Below are 22975 nucleotides of genomic sequence, written 5' to 3'. Positions count from 1 at the left end.
GTACGTCTCCTTAGTTGCCAGCCTTAATACAGGGCGGGCCCATGTAACGATCGTCCTGGCGCACCGTCACACTAAAGTTGCCACAACTTGAACACGCGGCTCGATAATTCACACGGGCCACTTCTTTGGCGCACTGGGTGGTAATCTTGGGTACAACCAGTACGCGCTCACGACACTCGGGACAATTTTGCGGCTGGCTCATGGCATGAGGTTGCTGCTGACATTGGTTACCGGTACAGGGCTTGTCATTTGCCTGGCTTAGGGGCAGCATCCCCAGCATAAGAATGAGGGCAAACAGGGTTCGCAGCATCATAATCAGTATTCCTTTGCCTATAATAGTGGCGGCCTGGAGTCCGCCAAGTTCGCAGGCTATCGGCCAGCAGGCGAACAACTTTACCGGATGATTCTCTCTATAGTGAATAGCGGCAAGCCGTACAAGGCCCACACAAGGATAAAACATGAGCTGGAAAAGCTATAGCTTCCTTTTACTACTGTTACTTGGCTGGGGTCAGGTTGCCAGTGCGCTAACCGTCGAAGCTGAAGGGCAAGCGCTTATTACGCAAGGGGACAAACGCTTGGCGCGGGAGCTGGCGATCCGCGATGCTTCACAGCTGGCCCTGTTGCAGGCAGGTAGTTGGTTTAGCAGTACCCAGCAAATGCAAAATGGCGTGCTCCAGCTCGAAACCCTGCGCATGAGCAGCGAAGGCCGCATTGAGGATGTACAGGTACTACGCGAGCAAGTGCAGGGGGATGTGCTCAAAGTGTGGATTCGTGCCGAAGTGGCACCAGCACCTCAGTGTGCCCAGGCAGGCACTAGCAATTATCGTAAACAGGTGGCAATTACGGCTTTCCCCCTCAATCAGCCTGATCACGCTACTCTGGGGCGTCTGGATAATATTGTTTCTGGGTTAAGTCTGGAGCTGGCGCGGCGTCTGCAAAATAGCAAGGGGCTGGAGCTACGCCCCAATGGACAGTTACTGGTACTGCCTCCCCCCTATGCCAATAAAGACCCCACCGATATTAGCGCTGTGGTTCCCCGCCTGCATCAGATGGGGATCCACTATGTGGTCTCCGGGCGCATTCTGGATATGTCCTTGAGTCAAGCTGGCGTCAATGAGGACCGTTTATTTGTCACCGACGCCCTGCGCCGTGTCCTACCTAAGCATCCTGACCACCAGCGTTTTTTTGCCTTGGAGGTATATGTCCATGATGCGCTTTCCGGCCAGCTGCTGTATCAGGATCAATTTTCTACCAGCGGCTATTGGCTGAAAGATCATCACCTCAAAACCGGCTTCGCTACTGATGCTTTCTGGAGTAGTGATTACGGCAATCAGGTGCAAAAGCTACTCAACAAAATCAGCAACCGCCTGGATGACACCCTTAGCTGTCAGCCCTTTAGCGCCCGTATTGTTCGCACCGAAGGTAGACGATTGCTGGTAGCCGCTGGCAGTCGGGCAGGATTGCGTACCGGGGATACCTTGGTGGTCTATCGCCAGCGTTATGACTATGGCCCTAGTGGTGAGCGCTACTCCCAACTAGAAGATACCCAGACCGCGGCGCGGGTTAGTCAGGTTCAGGGGGACTCTGCCTGGCTCGAACTGCCGGTGGAAGCGATCTCCATCAATATTCAACAAGATGACCGGGTGATGGCATGGTAGCCGGAGCCCGGCTTTCCTATAATGCCCGCACATTCATTCCATTCGCAGGATGACATTATGCCTAACGAACTCTTAGCTAACCTTGACCGTAAAATCCAAAGCCTGATTGAAGAGGTTGAATTACTGCGCCTGGAAGTCAATGAACTGCGTCAGGCAAAAAGCCACCTGGAACAAGAGCGCAGTGATTGGGAAACCTCAGTAAAAGGCTTACTGAGCAAGTTTGAACAAATCGAAAACGCTTAATCCTGCCTCTTGACGATCAAGGGCGCCTAAGCGCCCTTGATGATACTTTCTCCCTGCCCGCTGTTACATGGGGCGAATCTGTAGCTCAACCCGGCGGTTTTGCGCCCGGCCCTGCTCAGTGTCATTGCTGGCAATAGGGTAGCGCTCACCCAGGCCACGACTGGTTACCCGGCTGCCAGGAATACCAGACTGCATCAGATAGGTCGCCACCGAATTAGCGCGGCGTTCAGACAGCATTTGGTTATGCTCAAACGAGCCCTTAGAGTCGGTATAGCCGATCACATCCAGGTGGGTCTTTTCGAACTTAGCCAACACCCGCACCACTCCATCCAGAGTTTGGTAGAACGTAGGAGAAATCTGTTCGCTATTAGTAGCAAAGGTAATATTGCCCGGCATGATCAGGTTGATGTTATCGCCATTACGTACCACCGACACCCCAGAGCTTTCCAACTCCTGGCGCAGCGCTGCTTCTTGCTGATCCATGTAATAACCAATGCCACCGCCAACAGCAGCCCCGACCAAGGCCCCTGTAGCCGCCCCTTTACCGCGATCACTCTTACTGGAAACCGCCGCCCCCAATACCGCTCCTGCTACTGCACCAATACCGGCGCCCTTAGCCGTTTGCCCCACTTTCTGTTCACGTGTATAGGGGTCGGTTGTCATACAGCCAGCCAGCAGGCTGGTGATAACGGCCACACCTAAAAGTTTCTTTGCTTGCATTGTCGTGCTCCTGTATCCGACTTAATTCCCATTTGCGTCATGCTCTGGTCACAAAGCGCTACGCTCTATACAATGCGGGATATTTTACACCTTATCAGCCAATCACCCTCGAGAGGATGTATCCTTGTCTTACTTACCCGTGATTGTCGGTTTTGGTGGGGTTAACCCCGCCGGACGGTCCTCTTTTCACCATGCTTACCGCCGTCTGGTAATCGATCATATCCCCGAGGCAGCCGCACAGGAAACCTGGCTCAGTCTGGCAACCATGATGGGGCTGGTCAAGTCAGTGGATGGCCAGCTGCGCGATTCACAAAATCAGCTGTTAACCCCCGCTGAAGTCACCGCTCAGCTGAGTGATTACATTCGAGCCAACACCCTGATTCGCCGTATTAATCACGAAGCCTTTGATGTTAACAATGTGCCCTATCATGTGGCGACCAAGCTGGCCCCCTCCTTCAACGGAGATCACCAGTTTGTAATTCGTAAACGCCACCTGCCTGAACACATCCCAGTTAACTGGCGCATGGATGACCTGGGTAATGGTTATGTCCAGGTTAACACCAGTGAAGCTCTGGATGTCTTGCTATACGACTACCGCTGCGCTCCGGTGCAAAGTGCTGGCCAACTACCCACTGGTTTTCAGCCCGGCGACCTCTACCAGTCCCGCAATCACCCGCGCAATTTGCAAATGTCGATTTACTCGGCCTCGGATTGCTTAGGCTCCACTGGTTTGGATTGGAATCTAATTCGCGATCATGTCGCCCCCGACCAAATCGCCGTCTATGCCGGTAACTCCATTGGTCAAATGGATGATAATGGCTTTGGCGGCATGCTGAAGTCGCACTATCAGGGCAAACGCATTACCTCCAAGCAGCTACCCTTAGGCTACGGCCAGATGCCCGCCGACTTTATTAATGCCTATGTACTGGGCAGTGTCGGTGCTACCGGTGCCTCTCTCGGGGCCTGCGCCTCCTTCCTCTACAACCTGCAACAGGGGGTGGATGCCATCCGCTCCGGCAAACGCAAGGTAGTATTAGTTGGCGGCAGCGATGCTCCGATTTTGCCGGAAGTGATTGAAGGCTTCCGTGCAATGGGTGCACTGGCAGAGGATAAAGACCTGCGCGCCCTGGATAATCTGGACGAGCTGAGCGATGAACACTATCGCCGCGCCTGCCGCCCCTTTTCCACCAACTGTGGCTTCACCATTGGTGAATCCTCGCAGTTTGTAATGCTGATGGCAGATGACTTGGCCCTGCAGCTCGGGGCGCAAATCTATGGTGCAGTTCCCGATGTCTTTGTCAGCGCCGATGGCCATAAAAAGTCCATCTCCGCTCCCGGTATTGGTAACTATGTCACCCTGGGCAAAATCACCTCGCTGGTGGAAAAAATTATTGGCAGCGATGCACTCAAGCAACGCACCTTTATCCAGGCACACGGCACCAGCACTCCGCAAAATCGAGTGACCGAGTCCCATGTCCTGAATGAAGTTGCCAAAGCTTTTAATATCCCGGCCTGGAAGGTGTCGGCCGTGAAGTGTTTCCTCGGTCACTCCCAGGGCACCGCCGGTGGCGATCAGCTCAGCACAGCGCTAGGTGTCTGGCGCTATGGTCTGATTCCCGGCATTGCCACCATTAATCACGTTGCCGAGGATGTTCATCGCTCCAATCTCAGCATTCAGGCTGAACACTATCAGGTTGGTAACGATGGCATTGATGCGGTTTTCCTCAACTCCAAAGGTTTTGGCGGCAACAATGCCAGCTCCGCGGTATTAGCCCCCCATATTGCGCTACGCATGCTGGAGCGCAAACACGGCCAGGCAGCCATGCATGCCTTCCGTGACCGTCAACAACAAACCCAGGCCCAAGCCGAGCAATATGATCAAGCCTGCAGCCGCGGCGAAACTCGCCCACTGTATCTGTTTGGCCATAACGTCTTGGAAGGGGAAGATTTACAGATTGATGCCAAATCGATCCGACTACCGGGTTATCTCAACCCAATCAATCTGGATGAAGAAAATCCCTATGGGGACATGAGCTAACCCTCTTGCCCCCCTAATACAAACGGCGCCCTAGGCGCCGTTTGTATTAAATAACACTCTCTCCGCTTAAAGCTTAAATCCCGTCACCTAGCGACAAAGGCTCCTCCGCCTCCAACAAGGCTTGACGCCAAGCAGGTAATTGCGGCCCTGGCCGACCAATGTGATAGCCCTGGGCTAAATCAATCCCTACCGACTGCACATAGGCCAAGACTTCAGCACTCTCAACATACTCCGCCACCGTTTTCGCCCCAAGCTCACGAGCCAGCCCCGCAATCGAGCGGACAAAAGCGCCATCACGATCATCATGGATGGCATTGGCGATGAACTCCCCTTCAATCTTGACGAAATCAATCGGGAAGCGCTTGAGATAGTGGAAAGAAGAGAAACCCGAGCCAAAGTCGTCTATCGCCAACTGAAAGCCAACGCTCTTGAGATTGGCAATGAACTTCTCTAGCAGGCTTAGGTTCTTCACCGTATCCCGCTCAGTGATTTCAAATACGATACGCTCAGGGGCAATCTGGTAGGTCTCCACCAGATTTTTCACCTGCAAAATAAACTCTCCGATTAACAATGATTTAGGAGAAAGGTTAATAAACAGCATCCCTTCATAAGCCTGCTGCTGAGCCAACGCAAAAGCCTTGTCCATCACGATGTAATCAATCTGATGGATCACCCCCAGTGACTCTGCTATTTCAATAAACTCATGGGCCCCCATAATGCCATCGGCCCCCAGGTCGATACGACTAAGCACCTCCACCGCCGCCAACTTACCATCTGCCATACTCATCAAAGGCTGGAAGTACGGAATAATCAGACGCTTTTCAATCGCCTTCTGCACCAGCAGACTCTTTTCACTCAGGCCACGGAACACTTCCAATACATCTTCCGAGGTCGGCAGGCACACTTGGTTTTTCCCCAGTGATTTGGCCTTGTACATCATATTGTCGGCAAACATGAAAAGATCACGGGTACTGCCCGCATGATCCGGAAAAATGCCCATCCCGATAGAGATCGTCGCCTTCACCTCATCACCACTGGGGGCAAACAGCACTATATCCCGCACCTGGCTCAAGACTCGCTCGGCAATCATGCTGGCCTGCTCAAGTTCCGCCTCCGGCAGAATAATGACAAACTCGTCGCCGCCATAACGGGCCAATACATCCCCATGGCGCAAAGCAATCTGTAGCCGCTGAGCGAATTCCTGCAAGAAACGATCACCAAAAGCATGACCATGGCTATCGTTAATGGTTTTAAAGTTATCAAAGTCGATAATCAGCAAACCAAATTTGTAGTCATGGCGCTGACTACGGTCTGCTTCATACTCCAACAACTCCCAAAACAGACGCTGGTTATACAGATGGGTCAAGGGATCACGGGTCGCGTAGTACTCTAAGTCCTTGGTGTACTTGTAAATCGCTTTCACCGAGCCCACCACATTCAACAGGGTGGAGAGAATACTCTCCACCACCAGCACCCGTGTTTGGTCTTTGACGATATCAGTATGGACACCGATACCGACAATCCCGCCAATTTTGGGTGCCTCCACCAACAAGGACTTGGTTTGTACCTCAACCTCTGCTGCCGCCAGCTCCAACAAGGGCCCATCACGATTGGCAATGTTATGCACTACTTTCAAGTTACTGGTATCGATAAAGGCTGTCCCCTGCTGCAGACTGCGGCGCACACTGTGCTCCATCATCTGCTTGGTCTGCTCACTGGGCGGATACAGCCAGAAGATTTCCAGGTCAAAAATCTCCTCATCGACCTTAAAGATGGAGAACAGGGTGTAGGCATGAATCACCTGATTGATATCGCGCAGCAGGATGCAGACATATTCACGCCAGTCACGCACCACTTCTGAGGTAATCACGAACTTTTCCAACAAACGGATCTCGAACTCCAGCAGATCCTTATCCACCGCCACCTCACGCATCTTGCGGGTCAGGCTATCGATACGCCAGAAAATGTCGCTGAGTTCTTTGAAGCCCAAATGCGTGGTGCGCAGCTCCATTTGAGTCAAATCAGATACCGTTTTGACCTTATCAATGCTGTCTTCGAGGAAGGTCACCGAACGCCGAATGCGCCGATCCATAAAACGGATAACCAGCAACGAGAGCAGTATCGGGAAGGGCGCTATCGCCAACAAATAGAGCAACAAGTCGGCATTGGCACGGTCTAACAGGGGCGCCAGACGTTGGCGAACTTCGATCACCCCCAGGGTTTCCCCCACCGCTGTTTGGCTATGGCAGGTCGTACAGTCAGCCTGGGCCACCAATGGATAGAAGTACAGGAACTCATCCCCACGCTCGAGCGTGCTGGACTGCCCACTGCGGAACACCTGCTGAATCTCCGCTGCTGGTGTCGCAACAGGGGCATTGATATCTGTGCTTAAACCCGGCGGAATACTGGCAGTGGGGCTGGCATATATACGGGTGCTGTAACCATTCGGCTGTTGCCGCTGCAGGCTGCTAAGGTGCTGTTCTAACTGGGATTTTGACCAGCCCTGACTCATTACCTGCATCATCGTCAGGAAGGTGTTATTCGCCAGGGTATGAGCCACCTGCTCGGCACTATGGCGGATCGAAGCCTGATAGGCAGTTGATGCTGCCCAGAAAATAACCATAAAGCCCAGCGCCGAAAACAACAGCGAGGTGCGTAAAATAAATCCCTTTATCGTAAGCGTGTTGCTTTTTGGCATGATTTCTACTTGACACTCGTTCAGTTACTTCATCTGAAACTCTGGTCACTATGCCATGTTCAGCTCAAAACGCCAGTATCCTATAGTTATCCTTTATCAGTACCTTGAGACAGATCAGCCTTCTTTAACATGGTGTTTTAGCTGCTGCCAAACCAGGTAGCACCTGCAGGGTTTGTGCAGTTAAGCGTGCCGCCGCCTGCTCAGGACTCAGCTGCCATAACTGAGCAATATGCTGGAGCACCTCCAGGATCCGATGCGGCAAATTAGGCTCCCCTTGATACCCCATCAGCGGCATGGAAGGCGCATCCGTTTCCAATACCCAGGCATCCGGCAACGCTTTTACCAAACGATGTAAACGCTGTGCTCTGGGGTAGGTCAACGCACCGCCCACCCCCAATTTAAACCCCCTACGCAAATAGGGCTCAGCTTGCTCAGCACTGCCACTAAAGGCATGAACAATCCCACCGTGGCTAAAACCCACCTGTTTCAGTAATGCCTGCATCTCTTGATGAGCCTTACGCACATGTAAAATCACCGGCAGCCCTGCTTGTTCCGCCAGGCGCAACTGCTGCTCACAGAGTTGCAGCTGCCATTGCCAATGTAGCGGCTCGATGCACTTATCCAGCCCAATCTCCCCGACTGCCAGCGGCGCTTGCTGCTTCAATAGCTGCGCCAGCCACACCACATCCTGAGGGCGATGTTCAGCAATAAAGTAAGGATGCAAACCCAGCGCGGGATAGGCTCCTGGCTGCTGCTGGCAAAATTCCAGCAAACTCTGCCAAGTCGCCGCTGTGACGCCAGGCACCAACCAGGTATCCACCCCCGCTGCCCTGGCTTGGGCTAAGCTTGTTTGCAGCCAAGGTCGCAGTTCGGTGAAGTCCAGATGGCAATGACTATCGATGACTCTCATTCAGCTTCCTCTTTGGAAAAGCCCCGCTATGCATTAGCATAGTCCGTTCCGTTACCCATACCCTCTTGTCCTGATCATGCGTACTTTGCTTCCTGTTGTTTTGCTCCTCAGCCTTCCTATGGCCACGTTAGCCAATAGTGATGCGCCTGCTCGTCCGCAGCCTTTAGCTGATCCAGGCGCACACTGGACGGCAAACTTTTACCTGGATAATGACCTCTTTACCAACACTGACCAGGACTATACCAACGGCATTAAAGCCTCCTGGATTTCGCCTGATCTGCAAAACTATGTAGATGATCCTCAGTTACCTGCCTGGGTGCGCAATATCAACCAGCAACTGACTCTGCTGCATGGCAACAAACCACGGGAACAGCGCAACCTGGTGATTTCCCTGGCACAAACCATGTATACCCCTGGGGATCGTTATGCCACGGACATTATTGCTAACGACCGTCCCTACGCCGGCTGGCTGTATATGGGTCTGGCTTATCAGCGTCGCCACGACAATTTACTCGATATTGCCGAACTCAACCTGGGCATCGTTGGGCCAGCCGCTCTGGCTAAAGAATCACAGGATATCGTCCATGATTTGCGCGGCATTGAACGCTTTGATGGTTGGCATAACCAACTGCATAACGAACCGGGCATCAACCTGCACCTAACCCGCAAGGCCCGCTTATTCCGCTATGGCTTGGGGGGACGCTATAGCCATGACCTCATCGGCCACGCCGGTGTATCCCTTGGTAATGTGCTCACTCAAGCCAGCACAGGCTTTGAGTACCGCATTGGTTACCGATTGCCCTCTGACTTTGGCTCCTCCTCTATTCGCCCGGCAGGTGATAACAGTGCACCCGGAGAGCGTTGGGATAGTCGCATTCTGGATAAAGGCTGGGGCTGGCATCTGTTCGTTTCCGCTGAGGGGCGCTTAGTGGCACGCAACATCTTCCTCGATGGCAACACCTTCCGCGACAGCCACTCGGTGGATAAAGAGCATATCGTTGGAGATATTAGCGCCGGCTTGGCACTTAACTATGGCAGTTTGAAGCTGACTTTTTCACGGGTAATGCGCAGTCGCGAGTTTAAGACACAGGGCAATGCCCATAGCTACGGTTCGCTGGCGCTGTCTTACACCTATTAAGGCCTAGTTGATCGTAGCAAAAACAAACCCGGCCCAAGCCGGGTTTGTTTTACAGATGGCTGCTTAACCCATGCGTTCAGCCAGACGCTGCTGTTCCTGCGCCTGATCCGCCACATGAGTCACCGCCCCAGCGGTATCACTGATCTTGGCAGTCATGCGGTCTGCAGCAGTGGAGATTTCCCCCACACTTTGGTTGATCGTATCCGCCACCTGGCTTTGCTGCTCAGCGGCGGCAGCAATATTCTGTGCCCGATCCCCCAAATCATCCATGCCCTGGGCAATACGCGCCAACATATCGCCAGCATCACGAACACTGGCCACCCCTTGCTCGGTGCCTTCACGGCTTTGCTGGATAGCGCCTACTGCCTGCTCCGCTTCCTGCTGCAGTTTGCCGATAATCTCTTGAATTTGCTGAGTTGCCTCTTGGGTACGTGTCGCCAAACTGCGCACCTCGTCGGCCACCACAGCAAAACCACGCCCTTGTTCACCGGCACGGGCCGCCTCAATCGCAGCATTCAATGCCAGCAAGTTAGTCTGCTCAGCGATGCTTCGGATCGCATTAACAAAGTTGCCGATTTCATCCGCCTGACTAGCCAAACGCTCGACCACCGTCGCGGTGTGCTGCACATGAGTATTGAGGCCTTCTATCGTATCAATGGTGCGCAACAACAGTTTACGCCCCTTTTCCGACTCTCCCCCCAGCTCGTCTGTCACCCCGGCAGAGTCACGGGCATGGCGCGCAACCTCAGCAATAGAAGCTGCCATCTGATGCATCGCCGTCGACAGCTGATCCGCCTGATAGTGCTGACGACGAATGTCTTCCTGTACCCCTTTAACCAGGGCCTGAGAACGATCCGCCTCTTTAGCGACTTTGCCTGCACTGCTAGACAAACGATAGATCACCGTCCGTGCACGACTATGGAGGGCATAAAGGGCCATGCGCACTGAAGCTACCGGATTATCACGGCCAAAATACATATAACTGGCCAAGGGGTTGTGAAAAATCGACTTAGCGCTGTCGATCATCTCACCCAGTCCCATGCGCAGGTTATAGAGTGCAGCCCCCGCCCCCGCCACAGCCAAGGCTCCAGCCGCTGGCCATAACCAGGGTGAGTCATGTAAGCCTTGCCCCAAACCCGCACCGGCCAATACTCCAGCACCGGCCCAAACCAGGCTAATAAAGGCCGTGGGGATGCGCTCACTCCACTTAATCGGCGCCTTACCTTCAGCAATACGCTTATACAGGGTTTCCGCTCGGGCAATCTGCTCCGGCGTTGCCGGGTGGCGCACAGACTCATAGCCCACCACCTGCCCCTTGTCCCAAATCGGCGTGACATAGGCATCAACCCAGTAATGGTCACCACTTTTCGCCCGGTTTTTGACGATCCCCATCCAGGGGCGGCCCGCTTTGAGGTTATTCCACAGATCAGCAAATACCGCTGGCGGTACATCTGGGTGGCGCACCACGTTGTGGTTCTTCCCCAGCAGCTCATCTTCAGTGAATCCGCTGATATCAATAAAATCCTGATTGCAGTAGGTAGTAATACCCTTTAAATCCGTTCCAGAAATCAATACCTGCCCAGGGCGCATCTGGATCGCCTTCTGGGTGACCGGCAAATTTTTCTTCATAACCTACTTCTCGCTTGGGCTCCTGACATCCTGTCAAGTTCGGCCATCCATTTTTGCTCGACCTTGAGTATGGCTGCAAAATGCCAAGTTTCCTAATTTAGATCAATGCAACACAAGGCCAAAACTGCTGACAAAAAGCTATTAAAAACAAAGGGCGCCGTTGCGCCCTTTGCGTCCCGCCGAAGACGGGGAAGGATACTGAGCTTAATGCTCGCGGGTGGCGCGGAAGCGCACATCCGGATAACGCTCTTGCGCCAGGCTCAAATTGACCCGGGTCGGTGCCAGATAGGTCAGCAAGCCACCACCATCAATCGACAGGTTATCGGCACACTTACGCTTAAAGTCTTCCAACTTCTTCGCATCACTGCACTCAACCCAGCGGGCCGTGGCAACGTTAACCGGCTCGTAAATGCACTCCACCTTGTATTCATCTTTCAAGCGGTAGGCCACCACCTCAAACTGCAGCACCCCCACCGCTCCCAGGATCAAGTCATTGTTATTTAACGGTTGGAATACCTGAGTTGCGCCCTCTTCCGACAACTGCTGCAAGCCTTTTTGCAGTTGCTTCATCTTTAACGGATCTTTCAGGCGTACACGACGGAACAGCTCGGGAGCAAAGTGCGGAATACCGGTAAACTTCAGCTCTTCCCCTTCAGTAAAGGTATCACCGATCTGAATCGTGCCATGGTTATGCAGGCCGATAATGTCTCCGGCCCAGGCCTCTTCCACCGCTTCACGCTCACCCGCAATAAAGGTCACCGCATCGGCAATACGCACATCTTTACCTGTACGGCAGTGGCGCATCTTCATACCCTGGGTGTACTTCCCGGAGCAGACTCGCAAAAAGGCAATGCGGTCACGATGCTTCGGGTCCATGTTGGCCTGAATCTTAAACACAAAGCCAGAGAACTTGGCTTCACTGGCCTCAACCGGACGCTGCTCGGTCTGACGGGTAGCAGGAGCCGGGGCCCACTCGACGAAACCATCGAGCATTTCCCGCACACCAAAGTTAGCCAGGGCGGTACCGAAAAATACCGGCGTTTGCTTACCAGCCCGGTAAGCTTCCAAATCAAAAGTATGGCTGGCGCCTCGCACTAGCTCCACCTCATCCAACAGCTCTTGCCATTGATCACCAAGGAACTGCTTGGCCTCATCTGACTCTATCCCTTTAATCTGGATATCCTCAGGAATGGTGTGACCCTGACCAGGGGTAAAGACGTGAATAGTGTCGCTATAGAGGTTGTACACCCCACGGAACAGCTTACCCATACCGATAGGCCAGGTGATGGGAGCTGCTTCGATATTGAGGACGGTTTCAATTTCATCCAACAGCTCAATTGGCTCGCGGATATCGCGGTCCATCTTGTTGACGAAGGACAAAATCGGCGTATCACGTAAACGGCAGACTTCCATCAGTTTAATGGTGCGATCTTCAACACCCTTGGCGCCATCCACCACCATCAGCGCAGAATCCACCGCGGTCAGAGTGCGGTAGGTATCTTCGGAAAAGTCTTCGTGTCCGGGGGTATCGAGCAGGTTGACGACTTCATTCCGATAAGGAAACTGCATCACCGAAGAGGTAATCGAAATACCCCGCTCCTGCTCCATCGTCATCCAGTCCGAGGTTGCATGACGGTCGCTTTTACGGCCTTTTACCGTACCTGCTTTTTGGATGATCTGTCCGAACAGCAGCAGCTTTTCAGTAATCGTTGTTTTACCCGCATCAGGGTGCGAGATAATAGCAAAAGTCCTGCGCTTGTTGATTTCATTCAGAAAATCTTGGGTTGCCATGTATAAATTCTTTTCGCCTGTACGCGGATTTGCACACACTTGTGCAACGTTACGCGGGTCAAATCCGTTGTGTGAATCGTAATTGGCGGCCATTTTCGCTGATCGTGAGTTGATAAACAATCAATGTTCACCCGATCCATTGCCCTTGACTCTCGGCCTGTGCTGGCGCGCAGCGGTATTATTTATCACTTGCTTCCTCCGCTCATCAGAGTGACAGCCTCCTTCGTCACTGATAACCGCCATAGCCGCTGCCAAGATCAACCCCTCTACACTGGCTCAGCACCACAAAGTGAGAGATATTCAAGAATAACAAAAAATAAATCAATTTAACTCATACATGAAGTCCCTGTATAACATCCTCAACATTTTCAAAACCAGATTAAATTTGAAGGTTGGGATACCTAGTAACCATGAGTAAGGGCTTCACATACACCATTAAGAGTATTCGGTTTGATGAGCACTATCAGCCTACCGACAACACGCGCCTGACAACCAACTTTGCCAATCTCGCTCGCGGCGAAAAGCGCCAGGAAAACTTGCGCCGAGCCATCGACATGATTAACAACTGCTTTAATAGCCTGGCGCATTGGGATAATCCAAGTAAAGACCGCTACTCCGTTGAGCTTGAAATCATCCATGTAGATATCGATGTAGAGGGTAATGGCGAGACCTTCCCCACCATTGAAATGCTAAAAACCTACATCATTGATCACAAGAACCATAAACGTATTGAAGGCATCGTAGGCAATAATTTCTCCTCCTATGTGCGCGATTACGACTTTAGCGTTGCATTGCGCAACCACAATAAGGGAAAAGAGCACTTTACTGTGCCGGAGCACTATGGTGATTTACATGGCAAGATGTTTAAAGACTTTATCAACTCAGATACCTATAAAAAGCATTTCAAAAAACTGCCGGTTATATGCCTGAGTGTCTCTGACAATAAGATTTACCATCGCACCAGTAATCAGCACGCTATTTTAGGTATTGAATATCTACCGAATGAGTCCTCTTTGACAGAGCAGTATTTCAAAAAAATGGGAATGGAAGTGCGTTATTTTATGCCGCCCAATAGCGTCGCACCTTACGCCTTTTATTTCTTTGGCGATTTGCTAAACGACTACAGCACACTGGAGTTATTCAGCACGCTCAGCACCATGGAAACCTTTCAAAAAATCTATCGTCCAGAGATTTACAATGCCAACTCCGTTGCAGGGGAAGTGTATCAACCAAGCTTGAAAAACCAGGACTGCTCGCTAACACAAGTTGTCTATGACCGGGAGGAGCGTACACGCCTAGCGATTGAGCAAGGCAAGTGGTGTGAAGAAAACTTCATTCAGCGCTACCAGTCAATACTAGAAAAATGGGCGGCCAGCTTTTCCGACCCCTCAATTCAATATTAATGGGTACTTTTATGAAAAAACTACTTCCTACCTCCACTGCCGGTAGTTTGCCTAAACCCTCCTGGTTGGCTGAACCTGAAAAACTCTGGTCTCCTTGGAAACTAGAAGGCGAAGCACTCATTAATGGCAAGCAGGACGCCCTGCGCATCACCCTGCAAGAGCAGGAAAGAGCCGGAATTGATATTGTCAGTGACGGCGAACAAACCCGTCAGCATTTTGTAACGACATTTATTGAGAATTTGAGCGGGGTAGATTTTGAAAATAAGAAAACCGTGAGGATTCGCAACCGTTACGATGCCAGTGTGCCAGGAATTGTTGGCCCTGTTAGCCGCCAGAAACCGGTATTTATTGAAGACGCCAAATTCCTGCGCAGCCAAACCAACCAACCTATTAAGTGGGCACTGCCGGGTCCGATGACCATGGTGGATACACTCTATGATGACTATTACAAAGATCGCAAAAAGCTGGCATTCGAATTCGCCAAAGCCTTGAATGAAGAGGCCAAAGAGCTGGAAGCCGCCGGCGTTAACATAATCCAGTTTGATGAACCCGCCTTTAATGTATTTCTCGATGAAGTCAATGAATGGGGTATCGAAGCGCTAGAAAGAGCGACAGAAGGACTAAAATGCGAGACAGCCGTACACATTTGCTATGGCTATGGCATTAAAGCCAATACCGACTGGAAAAAGACCCTGGGGGAGGAATGGCGCCACTACGAACAAACTTTCCCCGCCATTCAAAAATCCAGTATTGATATTGTTTCTTTGGAATGCCACAACGGTCGTGTCCCCTTTGCAGTGCTCGGGTTGCTCAAGGGTAAAAAAGTCATGGTTGGCGCAATTGATGTCGCTACCGATGTGGTTGAAACCGCGGAAGAAGTGGCCGCTACCCTGCGCGAAGCACTTAAGTATGTCGAGGCAGACAAACTTTATCCATGTACCAATTGTGGTATGGCCCCCCTGTCACGGGAGCTGGCAAGAGCCAAGCTGGATGCACTTGCGGCAGGTGCGGAAATTGTGAGAAACGAGCTTTCAACCTAACTCGCTACTCAGGCCCATTAGAGATCGGCAAATGCCCTACTCGTTGACGTCATTTTGATGTCACACCAATTGAAGTAATTGGCGAATGAACATGATTGAGTTTTTAACAAGCAATATATCAACGCTTTTAGCGTTGGTTGCCACCGGGGCATTTGCAGGGATTTTGGCAGGCTTACTAGGCGTAGGTGGCGGCATCGTCATTGTGCCGGTGCTGTTTTTTGTATTTCAGGGTTTTGGCGTTTCGCCGGAGTCCGCCATGGTCATCGCCACCGCTACCTCATTAGCCACCATTGTACCGACATCAATCAGTTCCATTCGCTCGCACCAGCAAAAAGGCAACGTTGACTTTGCTCTGTTACGGCGCTGGACCGTCTTTATTTTTATAGGCGTATTAGCAGGAAGCTGGCTGGTCACTCGTGTTGATGGCACCTGGCTTACCGCCCTGTTCGGGATCATTGCGACTTTATCGGCGCTGAATATGCTCTTCAGAACAGGTAAGTCCGCACTGTTCCCAGCGCTACCAGGCAAGGCTGGGCAAACTGCCATGGGCACATCCATTGGCTTTTTCAGCTCAATGGTTGGCATTGGCGGCGGCACTATTTCTGTTCCGCTCCTCACCCTTTATAACTATCCCGCCCATAAAGCGGTTGGTACCGCAGCGGCAATAGGTCTCATCATTTCATTACCTGGTGCCTTAACGATGCTTGTTTTTGGCAGCGCGCCTGCCGATGCCCCGGTAGGCACGTTTGGCCTAGTCAATCTGCTGGGCTTCCTATGTATTGTGCCTCTAACGGTCTTATTCGCTCCCTTAGGGGCATCGTTAGCCGCTAAATTAGACTCCGCCAAACTGAAAAAAGTGTTTGCTGTCGTCTTGCTGATCACCGGCATGCGGATGTTGATACAGCTATTGCTATAAGCGCCTTTTAGAGCTCCCGTCACCCACTCCCCTCTTTTGCTGAAACGCCATCCCATACTGTCCGTCTAGTGGGCAGTATCGGGACGAGGAGTGCAGTGCCTAGGTTCCTTTTTACGACCTGCAGAAGCACTCAACCGACACCTGGCTTGCCGACCCCTTAGTGGTTAAGGCATAACCCTGGACCACCGTCCATGTATGAGAGTTCGCTAGATGAGCCGCGCCTTTGTCAATGAAGAACACTACGACGATAGCCTGCCCAGCTTAGTGCGCCAGCACCCCTGCTATCTGACAACATCAGGTTATCTGCGCCTCAGTGAACAACTACGCCAATACCAGCAGGACTACCTGCGTTTACAGCAACAGCGTGACAACCTGGAAGCTCAGCGACAATTACCCCGACTGCGCCAGCTCCGGGATTTTTGGCAACAGCGACTGACCAGCGCCAAGGTGATAGAGGTGCCAGCACAGCCTAGCCAGGTCAGCTTCGGCTGCTGGGTACAGTGCCTGGATCAACAAGGCCATCGTTGGCAATTTCAGTTGGTAGGTGAGGACGAAGCCGATCCCAATCATTGGCGCATTAGCCTGTTCTCCCCACTGGGGCAGAGCTTGCTAGCCAAACAGTGTGGGGATCAACTCCTCTGGCAACGGGATGGGCAGAGACTGGAGCTGGAAGTGATAAATATAAGCAACACCCTGTAAAGTTTTTGCTCAAAAGGCCTGTCTTGCGGATAATGGCGCCCTTATTTGATCAGGGTGTTATCACGATGCCACGCCATCCCCTTTATGAAGATTTATTAGCACTCATCGTCGCCTCCAGCCTGGTCTCACTGGGGGTCTTTCTATTTAAAGAAGTGGGGCTGCTGACTGGCGGCACCGCTGGGTTAACCTTGCTGCTCACCCATCTCACTGACTTCAGTTTTGGCCAATGGTTCTTTGTGTTGAACCTGCCATTCTATTACCTGGCCTGGCAACAAATGGGGCGACGCTTCACCCTCAATACCTTTTTATCGGTCAGCGTGGTGTCAATCTGTGTCGATAACCTGCACTGGCTTATTCAACTGCAGCAGATTGATGCCATCTATGCCGCCTTAGCCGGCGGCATGTTAATTGGGGTGGGAATGCTGGTGATGTTTCGCCATCACTCCAGCCTCGGTGGCTTTGGGATTCTGGCGCTCTACCTGCAAAAAAGCCGAGGTGTGCGAGCAGGATTGGTACAGATGGTGCTGGACTGCCTGATTGTAGTGGCCTCATTCTTTATTGTGCCCTGGTGGGTGCTCGCACTGTCAGTATTGGCCGCCATTATGTGCAACCTTGTTTTGACGCTTAACCACAAGCCAGGGCGCTATCAGATTGCCTGATTGGGATGACGCAAAAACAAAAGCCGCCCGATCAGGCGGCTTTATTAACCCAGAGCAAGCTTAACGGGTAATTCGCTTAAACAGGTCGAAGTATTCGGGGAAGGTTTTGCGGGTACAGCCCGGGTCATTGATGGTAATAGGCACGCTACCAAAGGCGGCAAGGGAAAAGCACATCGCCATCCGGTGATCATCATAGGTGTCGATCGCCGCGGAGGTGAGCTGAGCTGGCGGAGTAATCTCGATAAAGTCGTGCCCTTCTACTACCTCTGCTCCTACTTTGCGCAGTTCCGTCGCCATGGCATGGAGTCGATCCGTCTCCTTTACCCGCCAGTTATAGACATTGCGAATCGCGGTTTTACCCTCGGCAAAGAGCGCGGTGGTGGCAATGGTCATCGCCGCATCAGGAATGGCGTTCAGATCAAGGTCCACCCCTTTCAATTCACCCCGGCTGACTTCCACCCAGGTAGGGCCATAGGTCACCTTGGCGCCCATTTTGCCCAGTACTTCGGCAAAGGCTTTATCTCCTTGTACTGACTCGGAGCCAACGCCGTACACCCGCACAGTGCCACCAGCAATGGCGGCAGCGGCCAGGAAGTATGAGGCCGAGGAGGCATCCCCCTCCACCATAACCTCACCAGGTGAACGGTAACGCTGTCCACCCTGCACCACAAAGCGCTGATAGTTTTGGTTGTCCACACTCACCCCAAACAGGCGCATGGCGTGCAGGGTAATGTCGATATAAGGCTTGGAGACCAACTCGCCATCCATCTCAATCACCAGCTCGGTTTGCGCCAGGGGCGCCGCCATCAGCAGGGCGGTTAAAAACTGGCTGGAGATATTGCCTTTAATACTGACGCTGCCGCCTTGCAGGCCATTTGCCTTGATCCGCAGCGGTGGAAAGCCTGGCTCACCTAAGTATTCCACCTCGGCCCCCAGGGGTAAGAGCGCATCCACCAAGTCACCGATGGGGCGTTCATACATACGCGGTTCACCGGTCAGGACAAACTCGCCTTTGCCCAGGCAAAGGGCGGCGGTCAACGGGCGCATCGCTGTCCCGGCATTACCCAGGAACAGTTCTGCCGCTTCGGCAGCAAAGGCCCCGCCCACACCATTCACCACACAGCTACGCTTGTCAGCAGCCAGCTCATAACTCACCCCTAATTTGCTCAGGGCATTGAGCATGTGGCGCACATCATCAGAGTCGAGCAGGTTAACGACTTTGGTCTGGCCTTCGGCCAGGGCGGCCAATAACAGTAAACGGTTTGACAGGCTCTTGGAGCCGGGCAATTGCACCTCGCCTTCGGCGTGGCTAAGCGGAGAAAGAGTCAGGGTTTCCATGGATCAGCGTTTCTATCTTGCACAGGTCGGTATCAGGGCCGCGCCCTTTATAAGAGCATGGATAATGCCGCTATGCCGGGCTGGCATCAAGTTTAGATTCGGATAAGAGGATAGCGGCCTGCCCCTGGCTGTTCATTCCTCACTATCCGGCCTGATATTTGCCTATGCTGCATGACATACCTCACCCTGATAGATGGTAATCCTCATGCAACAGATTCGCCCTGCCACCCCGCACGATGCCCCCGCCCTGGCTGACCTCTATAACCACTATATCCGCCACAGCATTATCACCTTTGAGGAGGAGCCGGTATCTGCCCAGACCATGGCAATACGTCTCAAAAAGGTGCAACAGGAGCAGGGGCTGCCCTGGTTAGTGGCAGAGCATCAGGGACAGCTGCTGGGCTATAGCTATGCCAGCCAATGGAAAGAGCGCCAGGGCTATCGCTATACCGTGGAAGGTACCCTTTACCTACAGCCGACTGCCCAGGGTCAGGGCTTAGGCAGCCGCCTCTATCAACAGTTGCTTGAGCAACTGCAAGCACTGGGGAAACGCCAGTTTATTGGGGTGATTGCCCTACCCAATGACGCCAGCGTGGCGCTGCATGAAAAACTCGGCATGGTCAAGGTTGCCCACTTTCATCAGGTGGGCTTTAAGTTTGAGCGCTGGATTGATGTGGGCTATTGGCAGAAAGCCCTCTGACTGCTCAGGCAGAAGGCTGCAGCAAGGCTTTTAACTCAAACAGGTTTTGCACCTGATAGTGGGGAGCGATTCCCGCTGGGGCAGGTTCTTGCCTGGCATTGATCCAGCAGGTGTGAATGCCGGCATTCAGACCACCCAGAATATCCGAATGTGGATTATCCCCCACCATCAATACCCGCTGTTTATCCGGTTGTCCCATCAGGCTAAAGGCATGCTCGAAGATGGCTTTATCCGGCTTGGCCACTCCCACTTGCTCCGAGATCACCAGGGTGGAGAAGGCATGGGCCAGCCCCGTGCGTTGCAAGCGCACCTGCTGTAGCTCCGTAAAACCATTGGTAATAATGCCCAGATTGACCCGACCGTGCAGAGCCTCCACCAGCTCCCGCGCCCCCGGCAAGGGTGCACAAATGTCCGCCATCGAGGCCAAAAACCGTGAGTTCAGTTCCGCCGCTGTCACCTTGAGCTTGTCCGCCCAGGGGGTAAAACGCTCGGTTTGCAACTGTGCGGCAGTGATCTGCCCATCCTGGTAGGCCACCCACAGAGGCTTATTTACCGCTTGATAGGCAGCAAAGTCCTCCACGCCGAAATGATAGCCAAGCTGAGCAAACATATGGCGCAAGCCCGCCTCGGCATCAAAGCTAAACAGGGTTTCATCCGCATCAAACAGAATCCATTCGTACTGCATTACTACCACCTCACTGCCAACACCGCTCTTTAATAGCGGCTACCTTGGCAGCCCCTCCCTGTGCTGTCAACGCAGCTCCCCTCTGATGGCATTGCCCCCTTTTTCATTCACAGCACTTCCGTATCAACACCTAGGTGCTAGGCGGCACAACGTAAAGAAGCATGGTCAAGGCAATACACAAATGATAATTAGTTGCATTTAGTCAACAAACCCAAGGAGTCTCCCATGTCAATCAAGCCCTGGTTCACTGCTTTGCTGCTCAGCAGCTGCACTCAAAGCGCGCTGGCCGCCGAACATATCGTACAAATGAAAAATAAAGGCAGTGACGGCACCATGGTGTTTGAGCCTGCCGTGTTGAAGGTGGCGGTAGGCGACACCGTTCATTTTGAGCCGAGTGATCCTGGCCATAATGCCGAGTCCATCCCTGCACTTAGCCCTGCAGGTGCAACGGGCTGGAAGGGTGAAATGGGCCAGAAAGTCTCCATCACTCTGGATAAAGAGGGGGTCTACCTGTATCAGTGCCTGCCCCATAGCATCATGGCCATGGTGGGGGTCATTGTCGCCGGAGAGGCCAGCAACCTGGCTGAAATCAAAGCCAATGCCCCCGCTTTGAGCAGCACCTTTGTGATGAATAAAGACCGTCTGCAGGGCTATCTAAGCCAAGTACAGTAATCCCGCCAACAGCCTTAGCCCCATGCGGCTAAGGCTTCTTGATTATCGTCAATGCCGCATGACCTGGCTTTTCCGACAATCCCGCTCGGGTATCACTTGATGCCAAGGATGAGGAGAGCCGTGATGAATGAAACCTTTACCAAATCCATGGCCAGAAACATCTTTTATGGAGGCAGCCTGTTCTTCATTTTGGTGTTTTTAGGCCTGACCCTGCATACCGAATCGGTACTACCCAAGACCGATAACCGGGCCAACATCACTCCCCAGGTTTCCCTGGGCAAAAAAGTCTGGGAAGAAAATAACTGCATCGGTTGCCATACCCTGCTCGGTGAGGGTGCTTACTACGCACCGGAGCTGGGCAATGTTTACCAGCGCTTCGGCCATTCGACCGATGCCATCGTCGCCTTTATCAAGAGTCGCCCTGCCGAAGGCATTCCGGGCCGCCGCTCCATGCCCCAGTTCAACCTGAGCGAAGAAGAGCTACAGGCCGTGGCGGAATTCCTCAAGTACAGCTCGCAGATTAATGCCGCTGGCTGGCCACCCAATATTCAGGGCTAAGGAGAGACGACCATGAAATATGCTTCACAAAAAGTGGCGATGCCCTACTTTATTGCCGCCCTGGCGTTGTTTGCCGGGCAAATTCTGTTTGGCCTGATTCTCGGCATGCAATATGTGGTAGGGGATTTTCTCTTTCCAGAAATCCCCTTTAACGTCGCCCGCATGGTGCATACCAACTTACTGATTGTCTGGCTGCTGTTTGGCTTTATGGGCGCCGCTTATTACCTGATTCCGGAGGAATCCGAAACCGAACTCTATAGCCCCAAACTGGCGATGGCATTGTTTTGGATTTTCCTGGTGGCCGGTGCCTTGACTGTTTTGGGCTATCTCCTCGTTCCCTATGCCGGCCTGGCCAAACTCACTGGCAATGATTTGCTGCCCACCATGGGACGGGAGTTTTTAGAGCAACCCACCATTACCAAAATCGGCATCGTTATCGTTGCCCTGGGTTTCCTGTTTAACCTCGGCATGACCATGCTACGTGGCCGCAAGACCGTCATTACCCTGGTGCTGATGATTGGCCTGGTCGGGCTGGCGCTGATGTTCCTGTTCTCTTTCTATAACCCGGACAACCTGGTCAAAGACAAATTCTACTGGTGGTGGGTGGTGCATCTGTGGGTAGAGGGGGTGTGGGAACTGATCCTCGGGGCGATCCTCGCCTTTGTACTGATCAAAACCACCGGTGTGGATCGGGAGGTGATTGAGAAGTGGCTGTATATGATTATCGCCATGGCGCTGATCACCGGCATTATCGGCACCGGTCACCATTATTTCTGGATCGGCACCCCAGCATACTGGCAAATACTCGGCTCGATCTTCTCCGCACTGGAGCCCATTCCCTTCTTTTTAATGACCCTGTTTGCCTTCAATATGGTCAATCAGCGCCGCCGTGAACATCCCAATAAGGCTGCCGTACTCTGGGCCATGGGCACCGGGGTGATGGCCTTCCTCGGTGCAGGGGTATGGGGCTTTTTGCATACGCTGGCCCCGGTCAACTTCTATACCCACGGCACCCAGGTTACCGCCGCCCATGGTCACATGGCCTTCTATGGTGCCTACGCCATGATCGTGATGTGCATGATTTCCTACGCCATGCCCATTATGCGCGGCCGGGTTGCCAACTCGAATGCCGCCCAGGTATGGGAAATGTGGGGGTTCTGGCTGATGACCATTTCCATGGTATTCATCACCCTATTCCTTACCGCCGCAGGCGTCCTGCAAGTGTGGCTGCAACGCTATACCGAAACACCGCTGCCCTTCATGCTCACCCAGGACAAAATTGCCCTGTTCTACTGGCTGCGCTTAGCCGCGGGGGCAACCTTCCTGATTGGTCTGGTGGTGTATTTCTATTCCTTCTTCGTCAAGGGTAAGGAAGAGGAGGTCGCCCTCGCCCAGCCTGTTTAATCCGTCCGCGTTACAACCTAGCACTGTCCACTCCTCTGCACGCTCATGCTAGGAGTCTTGCCCGCCAACTCTGGCG

21 protein-coding genes are annotated in these 22975 nt (G+C 52.8%); 13 read left to right on the top strand and 8 right to left on the bottom strand.

Annotation, left to right across the window (positions count from 1 at the left end):
• Positions 1-10: 10 nt before the first annotated feature.
• The gene (locus Q334_RS0117175; protein WP_027314288.1) at positions 11-313 is read right to left on the bottom strand and encodes a hypothetical protein; all 303 of its coding nucleotides are present in this window, start codon (positions 311-313) and stop codon (positions 11-13) included.
• A gap of 145 nt (positions 314-458) precedes the next feature.
• Between Q334_RS0117175 and Q334_RS0117170 the strand changes: the two genes are divergently transcribed.
• Together Q334_RS0117170 and zapB are read left to right on the top strand one after the other, a co-directional pair.
• Positions 459-1658 (top strand): flagellar assembly protein T N-terminal domain-containing protein, encoded by a 1200-nt coding sequence (locus Q334_RS0117170; RefSeq protein ID WP_027314287.1) that lies wholly within the window; start codon positions 459-461, stop codon positions 1656-1658.
• Between the two features lie 57 nt (positions 1659-1715).
• Positions 1716-1901 carry a cell division protein ZapB gene (gene zapB / locus Q334_RS0117165; protein WP_027314286.1) on the top strand — a complete coding sequence of 62 codons (186 nt, stop codon included), beginning with the start codon at positions 1716-1718 and terminating at the stop codon, positions 1899-1901.
• A gap of 63 nt (positions 1902-1964) precedes the next feature.
• Here the strand turns inward: zapB and Q334_RS0117160 are convergent, their stop codons facing one another.
• A complete protein-coding gene (locus Q334_RS0117160; protein WP_027314285.1) occupies positions 1965-2621 on the bottom strand; it encodes an OmpA family protein in 657 nt (218 codons plus the stop codon).
• Between the two features lie 124 nt (positions 2622-2745).
• Between Q334_RS0117160 and Q334_RS0117155 the strand changes: the two genes are divergently transcribed.
• A complete protein-coding gene (locus tag Q334_RS0117155; RefSeq protein ID WP_027314284.1) occupies positions 2746-4659 on the top strand; it encodes a beta-ketoacyl synthase in 1914 nt (637 codons plus the stop codon).
• Between the two features lie 73 nt (positions 4660-4732).
• On the opposite strand, the gene Q334_RS19685 is transcribed toward Q334_RS0117155, so the two are convergent.
• Together Q334_RS19685 and Q334_RS0117145 are read right to left on the bottom strand one after the other, a co-directional pair.
• Entirely contained in the window at positions 4733-7357 is a 2625-nt protein-coding gene (locus tag Q334_RS19685) for a putative bifunctional diguanylate cyclase/phosphodiesterase (RefSeq protein ID WP_051527908.1), read from the bottom strand.
• Positions 7358-7481: 124 nt separating this feature from the next.
• The gene (locus Q334_RS0117145; protein ID WP_027314283.1) at positions 7482-8267 is read right to left on the bottom strand and encodes a TatD family hydrolase; all 786 of its coding nucleotides are present in this window, start codon (positions 8265-8267) and stop codon (positions 7482-7484) included.
• Between the two features lie 118 nt (positions 8268-8385).
• On the opposite strand from Q334_RS0117145, the gene Q334_RS0117140 reads away from it, so the two are divergent.
• Positions 8386-9405: a lipid A deacylase LpxR family protein gene (locus Q334_RS0117140; protein WP_051527907.1), complete on the top strand. Its 1020-nt coding sequence runs from the start codon at positions 8386-8388 to the stop codon at positions 9403-9405.
• 63 nt (positions 9406-9468) lie between these two features.
• Here the strand turns inward: Q334_RS0117140 and Q334_RS19680 are convergent, their stop codons facing one another.
• Positions 9469-11034: a methyl-accepting chemotaxis protein gene (locus tag Q334_RS19680; RefSeq protein ID WP_051527906.1), complete on the bottom strand. Its 1566-nt coding sequence runs from the start codon at positions 11032-11034 to the stop codon at positions 9469-9471.
• Between the two features lie 204 nt (positions 11035-11238).
• On the bottom strand, positions 11239-12825 hold the full coding sequence (locus Q334_RS0117130; protein ID WP_027314281.1) for a peptide chain release factor 3: 1587 nt from the start codon (positions 12823-12825) through the stop codon (positions 11239-11241).
• A 410-nt stretch (positions 12826-13235) separates the two neighbouring features.
• Between Q334_RS0117130 and Q334_RS0117125 the strand changes: the two genes are divergently transcribed.
• The 5 genes from Q334_RS0117125 to Q334_RS0117105 all read left to right on the top strand — a co-directional run bounded on the left by Q334_RS0117125 (position 13236) and on the right by Q334_RS0117105 (position 17542).
• Positions 13236-14228, top strand: a complete 993-nt coding sequence (locus Q334_RS0117125; RefSeq protein WP_027314280.1) for a DUF1852 domain-containing protein — start codon at positions 13236-13238, stop codon at positions 14226-14228.
• A gap of 11 nt (positions 14229-14239) precedes the next feature.
• The gene (locus Q334_RS0117120; protein WP_027314279.1) at positions 14240-15268 is read left to right on the top strand and encodes a methionine synthase; all 1029 of its coding nucleotides are present in this window, start codon (positions 14240-14242) and stop codon (positions 15266-15268) included.
• A gap of 85 nt (positions 15269-15353) precedes the next feature.
• Complete coding sequence (locus Q334_RS0117115) at positions 15354-16184, top strand: sulfite exporter TauE/SafE family protein (protein ID WP_027314278.1); 831 nt, start codon at positions 15354-15356, stop codon at positions 16182-16184.
• A gap of 210 nt (positions 16185-16394) precedes the next feature.
• Positions 16395-16883, top strand: a complete 489-nt coding sequence (locus Q334_RS0117110; protein WP_027314277.1) for a GreA/GreB family elongation factor — start codon at positions 16395-16397, stop codon at positions 16881-16883.
• Between the two features lie 65 nt (positions 16884-16948).
• Complete coding sequence (locus tag Q334_RS0117105) at positions 16949-17542, top strand: YitT family protein (RefSeq protein ID WP_027314276.1); 594 nt, start codon at positions 16949-16951, stop codon at positions 17540-17542.
• A 60-nt stretch (positions 17543-17602) separates the two neighbouring features.
• Here the strand turns inward: Q334_RS0117105 and aroA are convergent, their stop codons facing one another.
• On the bottom strand, positions 17603-18880 hold the full coding sequence (aroA, locus tag Q334_RS0117100) for a 3-phosphoshikimate 1-carboxyvinyltransferase (protein ID WP_027314275.1): 1278 nt from the start codon (positions 18878-18880) through the stop codon (positions 17603-17605).
• Positions 18881-19085: 205 nt separating this feature from the next.
• Between aroA and Q334_RS0117095 the strand changes: the two genes are divergently transcribed.
• Positions 19086-19580, top strand: coding sequence for a GNAT family N-acetyltransferase (locus Q334_RS0117095; RefSeq protein WP_035461882.1), 495 nt, complete (start codon positions 19086-19088; stop codon positions 19578-19580).
• A 4-nt stretch (positions 19581-19584) separates the two neighbouring features.
• Here Q334_RS0117095 and yjjG read toward each other — a convergent pair whose 3' ends face one another.
• Positions 19585-20265 carry a pyrimidine 5'-nucleotidase gene (yjjG, locus tag Q334_RS0117090; protein WP_027314273.1) on the bottom strand — a complete coding sequence of 227 codons (681 nt, stop codon included), beginning with the start codon at positions 20263-20265 and terminating at the stop codon, positions 19585-19587.
• A 225-nt stretch (positions 20266-20490) separates the two neighbouring features.
• Between yjjG and Q334_RS0117085 the strand changes: the two genes are divergently transcribed.
• From Q334_RS0117085 to Q334_RS0117075, 3 genes are all read left to right on the top strand, one after another.
• Positions 20491-20937, top strand: coding sequence for a pseudoazurin (locus tag Q334_RS0117085; protein ID WP_035461881.1), 447 nt, complete (start codon positions 20491-20493; stop codon positions 20935-20937).
• Between the two features lie 123 nt (positions 20938-21060).
• A complete protein-coding gene (locus Q334_RS0117080) occupies positions 21061-21495 on the top strand; it encodes a c-type cytochrome (protein ID WP_027314271.1) in 435 nt (144 codons plus the stop codon).
• A gap of 12 nt (positions 21496-21507) precedes the next feature.
• Entirely contained in the window at positions 21508-22899 is a 1392-nt protein-coding gene (locus tag Q334_RS0117075) for a cbb3-type cytochrome c oxidase subunit I (RefSeq protein ID WP_027314270.1), read from the top strand.
• Positions 22900-22975: the final 76 nt, after the last annotated feature.

It is taken from the genome of Balneatrix alpica DSM 16621, from assembly GCF_000619885.1.
Taxonomy (GTDB): domain Bacteria; phylum Pseudomonadota; class Gammaproteobacteria; order Pseudomonadales; family Balneatricaceae; genus Balneatrix; species Balneatrix alpica.
The sequence above is the reverse complement of the archived record's forward strand: the minus strand, read 5'-3'. Positions and strand labels throughout refer to the sequence as shown.